A 7437-nucleotide genomic window follows, 5' to 3' on the forward strand; every position below is an offset into this window, starting at 1 on the left:
AACGGTTTTTTGAGGATTCGGCCACAGAGCTCCGTGACTTGCATTACTATCGATGCATCTGATGTGCTTCAAATCACGGCACTGGTGCCGAGATTGAAGAACATCGGGCACCCCCTGACGAATGTCCCCGACACCAATGAGACCAGATGATCGCCTACATCCTCCGGCGGGTTGTCAACTACGTGATCCTCACGGCCTTGGCAACCACGGGCGCGTACATGCTGACCTCCAGCTTTATGGACCCGGCGAAGCGCTACCGCGGTAAGAATCCCCCACTTCCCGAAAGCACCATCACCGCCAAACTCGATGAACTCGGCGTCAACCCCGACACCCCGCTCATCACCCGCACCTGGAACTGGGCGACCAACATCCTCTTCCACGCAGACTTCGGCCTGACGGTAGGCGGACAGCCCGTGCTGACCGAAATGCTCGGCCGCTCCGTTGTCAGCCTGCGCCTGCTGATCGTCGGCAGCATCCTCGGCGCCCTCCTGGGTGTGGCGGTCGGCGTGTGGGGCGCAGTCCGCCAGTACAAGGCCTCCGACAACATCATCACTGCGCTGACCTACGTCATCAACGCAACCCCGACGTTCGTCTTGGGCATCATCCTCATGATCCTCGCGACCGGATTCAACAATGCGGTGGGCACACAGCTCATCAGATTTGTGGGGCCGGCAACGCCCGGGGTGCACGGCTTCTGGCCGCAAGTGGCCGACACGATATCCCACATGCTCTTGCCCACCATCGCGCTCGTCGTGTTCGGTGCGGCCATCTACTCCCGCTACCAGCGATCAATGATGCTCGACGTCCTGGGAGCCGACTACATTCGCACGGCCCGCTCGAAGGGGCTGACCCGCAAAACCGCGCTGTGGAAGCACGGCGTGCGCGTCGCCATCATCCCCATGTCCACGTACTTCGCGTACAGCTTCGGCACCATGCTCGCCGGCTCGACGTTCCTGGAGATCATCTTCTCCTGGAACGGCATGGGACAGATGGCCCTTGACTCCATCACCGGCTCCGACATCAACGCGGCCGCCGGCACCACCTTCTTCGCGGCAGTGCTCGTTCTGATCTCCTCCACGCTGTCAGAAGTGCTCTACGCCGCGCTCGACCCCCGAGTGAGGTCATGATGAACAAGAAAACCGCGCACAACGCAGACCCCTCAATCAACGCAGCACCGACCGCAGACATCGAACGTCCGGCAGGCAACATCGGCGAAGACGCCCTGAAGACAGTTGCCGACGCCAAGCCGGTTTCCCGAACCCGCCTGATCTTCCGCAGGCTGTTCTCATCACCGCGCTTCTGGATCGGCGGTTCGATCCTTGCGTTCATGGTTCTGTTCGCCGTGTTCGGCAACATGTTCAACATCTACGGGCCGAACGATCAGGACGCCTTCAACCTCAACAAGGCGCCGTCGGCCGAACACTGGTTCGGAACCGACACCGACGGCTACGACATCTACGCCCAGGTGGTCGTCGGCCTGCGCAAGTCGATCATCATCGGTCTTGCCGCCGGCATCATCGGCACCATCATCGCGGCCATCATGGGCTCGCTCGCCGGCTACCTGGGCGGCAAGGTCGAAATGGCCATCAACTGGCTGATCAACTTCATGCTGGTGTTGCCGTCGTTCTTCGTCCTGCTGCTGTTCGCCCCCGCACTCAAGGGACTGTCGTGGGTCGCGATCATCATCATCGTGGCGCTGTTCGCGTGGATGGTCACCGCGCAGGTCGTGAAAGCACAGACCAAGTCACTGCGCAACGCCGAATTCGTCCAGGCTGCCCGCTACATGGGCCTTGGCACACCCACAATCCTGGTTCGCCACATCATCCCGAACATCGCATCGCTGCTCATTGTCGACGCCACCCTCGGTGTGGTCGGAGCCGTGCTGGCTGAAACGTCGCTGTCGTTCTTCGGCCTGGGCGTGCAGTCGCCTGACATTTCAATCGGCACCCTGCTCTCGGCGGGAACCTCCGGCGCGGTCACCCGCCCCTGGGTCTTCCTGTTCCCCGCCGCCGCCCTCGTACTGCTGCTGACAGCAGTGTCCGTCGTCGCCGACGCACTGCGCGATGCCATCGACCCCACCTCAGGAGTGAACCGTGGCTGACACCGAACTCTCCACCCAAACCACCGCCTCGGGCGGTGCTGTAGACGAGGCTCCCGTCCTCGAAGTCGAAAACCTTTCCGTCACCTTCCCCCAGCGGAAGTCCGCCCCCGTCCAAGCCGTCCGCGGAGTCAGCTACTCCGTGAAGAAAGGCGAGTTCCTCGCGATCGTCGGTGAATCCGGTTCCGGTAAGTCGGTGTCGTCCACCGCGGTCATGGGGCTTCTGCCGTCAACCGCGCAGATCAGCGGCGACATCCGCTACAAGGGCGAATCGCTCATCGGCAAAACCGACCACCAGATGTCGCGCCTGCGAGGATCGAACATCGCGATGGTCTTCCAGGACCCGCTTTCGGCACTCAACCCGGTCCACCCCGTGGGCAAGCAGATTGTGGAAGCACTCATCATCCACAACCCCAAACTGTCGAAAGAAGCGGCGTGGGAACGCGCGGTTGAACTGCTGCGGATCGTCGGCATTCCCGACCCCGAAAACCGGGCGAACGCCTTCCCCCACGAATACTCCGGCGGTATGCGCCAGCGAGCCATGATCGCAATTGCGATCGCGAACGACCCCGACCTCATCATCGCCGACGAACCGACAACGGCACTTGACGTGACGATCCAGGCGCAGATCATGGAGCTTCTGCGCAAGGCACAGGAAATCACGGGGGCGGCCATCGTCCTCATCACCCACGACCTCGGTGTTGTTGCCGGCTACGCCGACAAGGTGGCCGTCATGTACGCCGGGAAGCTCATTGAGACCGGCAGCATTGACGACATCTTCTACCGGCCGCGCATGCCCTACACCATCGGCCTGCTGCGGTCCGTGCCGAACGTTGTCACCGCCGGCAAGGAACGTCTGGTGCCGCTTGAGGGCCGACCCCCGCAGCTGAATGCGCTGCCGAAGGGCTGCCCGTTCGCACAGCGCTGCCCGATTGCCGTCGAGGCCTGCCTTGAGATCGAACCGGATCTTCAGGAGGTCCACGGCAAGGTGGCAGCCGCGGAATCCGTGGTCGACTCCGAGGGTCATTTCGCGGCCTGCATCAGAGCTGACGAAATCGAGTCCGGTGCGCTGAAAGCCCACGAGATCTTCCCGCGGCCCGAACCGGTTGAAATCGTCGACCGTTCGGGTCGGGAAAAGGTTCTCGAGGTGACTGACCTCGTCAAGCACTTCCCGTTGACGAAAGGCGCTGTTTTCCGCCGCCGCGTGGGCACCGTCCGCGCTGTCGACGGGATCTCCTTTGAGTTGCAGACCGGGCAGACGCTCGGCCTGGTCGGCGAATCCGGCTGCGGTAAGTCGACTGCTGTCACGCAGGTCATGGAGATGAAGAAACCCCAGTCGGGCACCATCACCATCAACGGCATCGACGTCGAAAGCGCAAGCCCTCAGCAGCGTCGGGAAATGCGCAAGGACGTGCAGATCGTCTTCCAGAACCCCTCGGCTGCTCTCGACCCGCGCCTGCCGGTGCTCGACATCGTGGGCGAACCGCTGACCGCCCACGGCGTGGCAGCAGCAGACCGCGAAAAGCGGGTCGGCGACATGCTGGAACTGGTCGGACTCGACCGCAGCATGGCATCGCGCTACCCGCACGAATTCTCCGGCGGTCAGAAGCAGCGCATCGGCATTGCCCGAGCACTCATCACCGACCCGAAGGTGCTCGTGCTGGACGAACCGGTGTCAGCACTCGACGTGTCGATTCAGGCCGGTGTCATCAACCTGCTGGAAGACCTGCGCGACCGCCTGGGACTGTCCTACGTTTTCGTTGCCCACGACCTCGCGGTTGTCCGCCAGATCTCCGACGTCATTGCCGTTATGTACCTGGGCCGCATCATCGAATACGGGCCCGTGGCAGACGTCTACGAAAACCCCAAGCACCCGTACACGCGTGCGCTCATTTCGGCTGTACCGGTTCCAGACCCGGAGGTCGAATCCAAGCGCACCCAGGTGCTTCTGGAGGGCGATCTTCCTGCACCCACGCAGGAATTCACGGGGTGCGCGTTCGTGTCGCGCTGCCCCCTCTACAAGCTGCTCGACGCTGACGCCCAGGCCAAGTGTCGAGAGGTCAGTCCCGAACTGCGCAAGGTTGGGGAATCGGCAGCCGCGTGCCACCACACGGAAAACAGCGGGCTATTGGAGAAAAGCCACCCTACGGTCTGAACGACCCCGGAGAAAGGAAACTCATGGCAATCAAGAAGACGCGCTTGAGCGCCCTGGTAGCCGCAACAGCGGCGGCAGCGATGGTGCTGTCGGCATGCCAGAGCGGCGACAGCGGCTCAGCTGGCGGCGGTGAAGGCGGCGGCGATCAGCCTGAACTGCCAAACGTCGACATGACGAAGGCCGAAGCCGACGAAGTTCAGGACGGCGGCGAACTGACCCTCCCCCTGACGGAATGGCCCGGCAACTTCAACATCAGCCAGGCTGACGGCGCCCTCGTCGACGTTAACGACATGTACGGTCCGACCGTCAGCGGCGGCATCAAGCTCGACGCTGAGGGCAAGGCTGAAGCGAACCCTGACTACATCGAGTCGATGGAGCTCACCGGCGACGACCCGACCACGGTCAAGCTGAAGTACAACAAGGACGCTGTCTGGGACGACGGAACCCCGATCGACGGTGAAGACCTCAAGGCCTTCTGGGAAGCCACCAATGGCAAGAAGGAGGACTACCAGGTCGCTTCCACCCAGGGCTGGGAGAGCATCAAGTCCGTTGAAGTCGGTTCCGACAAGAAGGAAGTCACCATCACCTACGACGGTGTCTTCGGTGACTGGCAGAACTACGTGTTCCCGCTGCTGCCGAACGAAGTTTCGTCTGACGCCAAGAAGTTCAACGAAGGCTTCAAGGACGAATTCGTGCCGGCTTCGGGTCCGTTCAAGGCAACCAAGCTCGACAAGAGCGCCAAGACCGTGACGATGGAACCGAACGACAAGTGGTGGGGTAATAAGCCGAAGCTGGACAAGATCACCTACCGCGTGGTCTCGCAGCCGCAGCAGGGTCAGGCCTTCGCCAACAAGGAAATCGACCTCGTTGACATCGGCACCGACGGTGACGCCTACGAAACCGCTAAGAACCGCGGCGACGCGAAGATCTACAAGTCGACCGGTCTGATGTACACGCACCTGACCATGAACGCCACCCGCCCGGGCCTGAAGGACGAAAAGGTCCGCGAGGCCATCGGCATGGCAGTCAACCGCGACGTCATCGGCCAGGCTGCTGTCGGCCCCGTTGAAGCTCCGGTCATCAACGTGAACAACTACACGTTCATGCCCGGTCAGGACGGCTACCAGGACAACACGGACGGCTGGGCACAGCACAAGCCCGAAGACGCCGAAAAGATCCTGCAGGACGCCGGCTACGAAAAGAACGACGACGGAATTTACGAAAAGGACGGCGAAAAGCTCGAATTCTCGGTTGTCGTTCCGGCTGACACCGCTTCGAACGAAAAGCGCGCCAAGCAGGTCATGAACGACCTCAACAAGATCGGCATGAAGGTCAAGCTGGACACCGTCCCGGCTGACAAATACTTCACCGACTACGTGACCCCGAAGAACTTCGACATGGTGACGTTCTCCTGGCAGGGCACCCCGTTCCCGATCACCACGAGCGCGAACCTGTTCTACCCGGCTGAATCCCAGCAGAACTACTTCGGCATTTCGAACGAGGACATCGGCGACGCCGTCAAGGCTTCACAGAAGGAAGCTGACCCGGAGAAGCGCCTCGAACTGGCCAACGAAATGGACAAGCAGTTCTGGGCTGAAAAGGTCATGATCCCCTTCTACGCCACCCCGACCGTCCACGGTGTTTCTGAAGATGTCGTGAACCTCGGTGCAGCACAGTTCGAAACCACGGACTGGACCATCGTCGGCCACAAGAAGTGATCAGCTGAAGCGCTGATGCAGAGGCTGAGGCGCTGATGCAGTCGCATTGACGCTGAAGCTGAGGCGCTGGCGCTGACGCTGACGAGCTTAAGCGGGGCTCGGGTAAACACCCGGGCCCCGCTTCTGTGTGCCGGTGGAGCGATTAAATGACGAGGCGGAGGGTGGGTTTGTTGACAGGGCCGGGTCCGGTTGCCGGGCGGGTTGGGCTGCCGGCGGCTGAAACGCAGCCTTAGCGGTCCAAACTCACGCTTTAATACAGAATCACGCCGTAATGCAGCACATTAACGCGTGAAAACGCATTACACTGCAAATCCGCACCACCCCAAGGCTGAACGAGCTGGCAGGGTTGGTTGGACGACGAGGCAGAGGGTGGATTTGTTGACAAGGGCGGGTTGGGCTGCCGGCGGTTGAAGCGCAGCCTTTACGTGCCAGACTCACGCTTTAATGCAGAATCACGCCGTAATGCGCCGCATTAACCCGTGAAACCGCATTACACCGCAAATCTGCACCACCGGGGCCGAACAACGAGGCGGAGGGCGAGTTTATTCGCAAGGACGGGTCCGGTTGCCGGGCGGGCTTACAGCACCTGGGCGGCGACAACGCTCACTGCAACAAGCCCCGCGCACACAGCCCACGGAACCCAGAGGAAGCGCACCCGCACACCGTCGGAGTTTTCCGACGCAGCCCCACCAGTCACTTCAGCACCGCCGCGGGCGTCGGCGGCTCGGCTGCGGATAAGAGTCGCGGCATCGTGAGCGGCATCCTCCCCCGCGAAGCGACGATTGCGTTCCGGCCCCGCCCACGCTGAATAGCTGCGGTCGTCGGTAGTCACTGTCACAACGGACCGAACCTGTACATCGCGCACAGCCGCGTAGGGCACGGTGATTTCCCGCATCGGCCCGCGCAGCACCAGATGGTCGCCCCGCAGGCGCAGGCACGGCTTATAGATGAATGCCCACGCGGCCACGCACACAGCCAGCAGCGCCGGACCGGCAATGAGCCACAGGGCGGTTGTTCCGCGCAGCAGAGCATCAAGCAAAAAGATTCCCGAGGCGAGGATGAGCGCACCAGCCGTGACGACACTGAGCTTCGAGCGATAAACGTCGTCGCCAACAGCGCCGCCAGTCGTCTTACCTGGCATAACAGTCGCCCTCCCGAGCCAGCCGGCACCTCGCCACCAAAAACCAACACCCTATTGTGCCCCGGCGGCCAAGCGAGGCAGAATCACGCGCTAATGCAGATTCACGCTTTAATGCGCTGCAATTAACCCGCAAAAACGCATTAAAGCGTGAGACCAGCATCGCGAGCCGCGCCGCCACCAACCAAAGCAGCCAATGCTTCTGCCACACAGCCAACCAGCGCCAACCGGCGGCCAAGCCAGGCAGAATCACGCGCTAATGCAGAATCACGCTTTAATGCGCTGCATTAACCTGCAAAAACGCATTAAAGCGTGAGACCAGCATCGC

General features: G+C 61.7%; 5 protein-coding genes. 4 read left to right on the forward strand and 1 reads right to left on the reverse strand.

All coding sequences use genetic code 11. From position 1 onward, the window contains the following. Window positions 1-146: 146 nt before the first annotated feature. The 4 genes from HMPREF3092_RS05315 to HMPREF3092_RS05330 are packed head-to-tail and all read left to right on the forward strand — an operon-like array spanning window position 147 to window position 5971. Window positions 147-1127: an ABC transporter permease gene (locus HMPREF3092_RS05315; protein WP_070424088.1), complete on the forward strand. Its 981-nt coding sequence runs from the start codon at window positions 147-149 to the stop codon at window positions 1125-1127. Further along, window positions 1124-2101: an ABC transporter permease gene (locus HMPREF3092_RS05320; RefSeq protein WP_231864054.1), complete on the forward strand. Its 978-nt coding sequence runs from the start codon at window positions 1124-1126 to the stop codon at window positions 2099-2101. The genes HMPREF3092_RS05315 and HMPREF3092_RS05320 overlap by 4 nt, the downstream gene beginning before the upstream one ends. Then, entirely contained in the window at window positions 2094-4253 is a 2160-nt protein-coding gene (locus HMPREF3092_RS05325) for an ABC transporter ATP-binding protein (protein ID WP_070424089.1), read from the forward strand. Before HMPREF3092_RS05320 ends, HMPREF3092_RS05325 begins: the two co-directional genes overlap by 8 nt. Before the next feature lie 23 nt (window positions 4254-4276). Beyond that, window positions 4277-5971 carry an ABC transporter family substrate-binding protein gene (locus HMPREF3092_RS05330; protein ID WP_070424090.1) on the forward strand — a complete coding sequence of 565 codons (1695 nt, stop codon included), beginning with the start codon at window positions 4277-4279 and terminating at the stop codon, window positions 5969-5971. Between the two features lie 577 nt (window positions 5972-6548). On the opposite strand, the gene HMPREF3092_RS05335 is transcribed toward HMPREF3092_RS05330, so the two are convergent. Next, window positions 6549-7112: a hypothetical protein gene (locus HMPREF3092_RS05335; RefSeq protein ID WP_070424091.1), complete on the reverse strand. Its 564-nt coding sequence runs from the start codon at window positions 7110-7112 to the stop codon at window positions 6549-6551. Window positions 7113-7437: the final 325 nt, after the last annotated feature.

It is taken from the genome of Brevibacterium sp. HMSC24B04 (assembly GCF_001806835.1).
Taxonomy (GTDB): Bacteria; Actinomycetota; Actinomycetes; order Actinomycetales; family Brevibacteriaceae; genus Brevibacterium; species Brevibacterium ravenspurgense.

What these genes read in the sequence shown, in the direction of transcription:
- HMPREF3092_RS05320 (WP_231864054.1), top strand. Translation starts at nt 1,124, where the DNA reads ATGATGAACAAGAAAACCGCGCACAACGCAGACCCCTCAATCAACGCA.
- HMPREF3092_RS05315 (WP_070424088.1), top strand. Translation starts at nt 147, where the DNA reads ATGATCGCCTACATCCTCCGGCGGGTTGTCAACTACGTGATCCTCACG.
- HMPREF3092_RS05335 (WP_070424091.1), bottom strand. Translation starts at nt 7,112, where the DNA reads ATGCCAGGTAAGACGACTGGCGGCGCTGTTGGCGACGACGTTTATCGC.
- HMPREF3092_RS05330 (WP_070424090.1), top strand. Translation starts at nt 4,277, where the DNA reads ATGGCAATCAAGAAGACGCGCTTGAGCGCCCTGGTAGCCGCAACAGCG.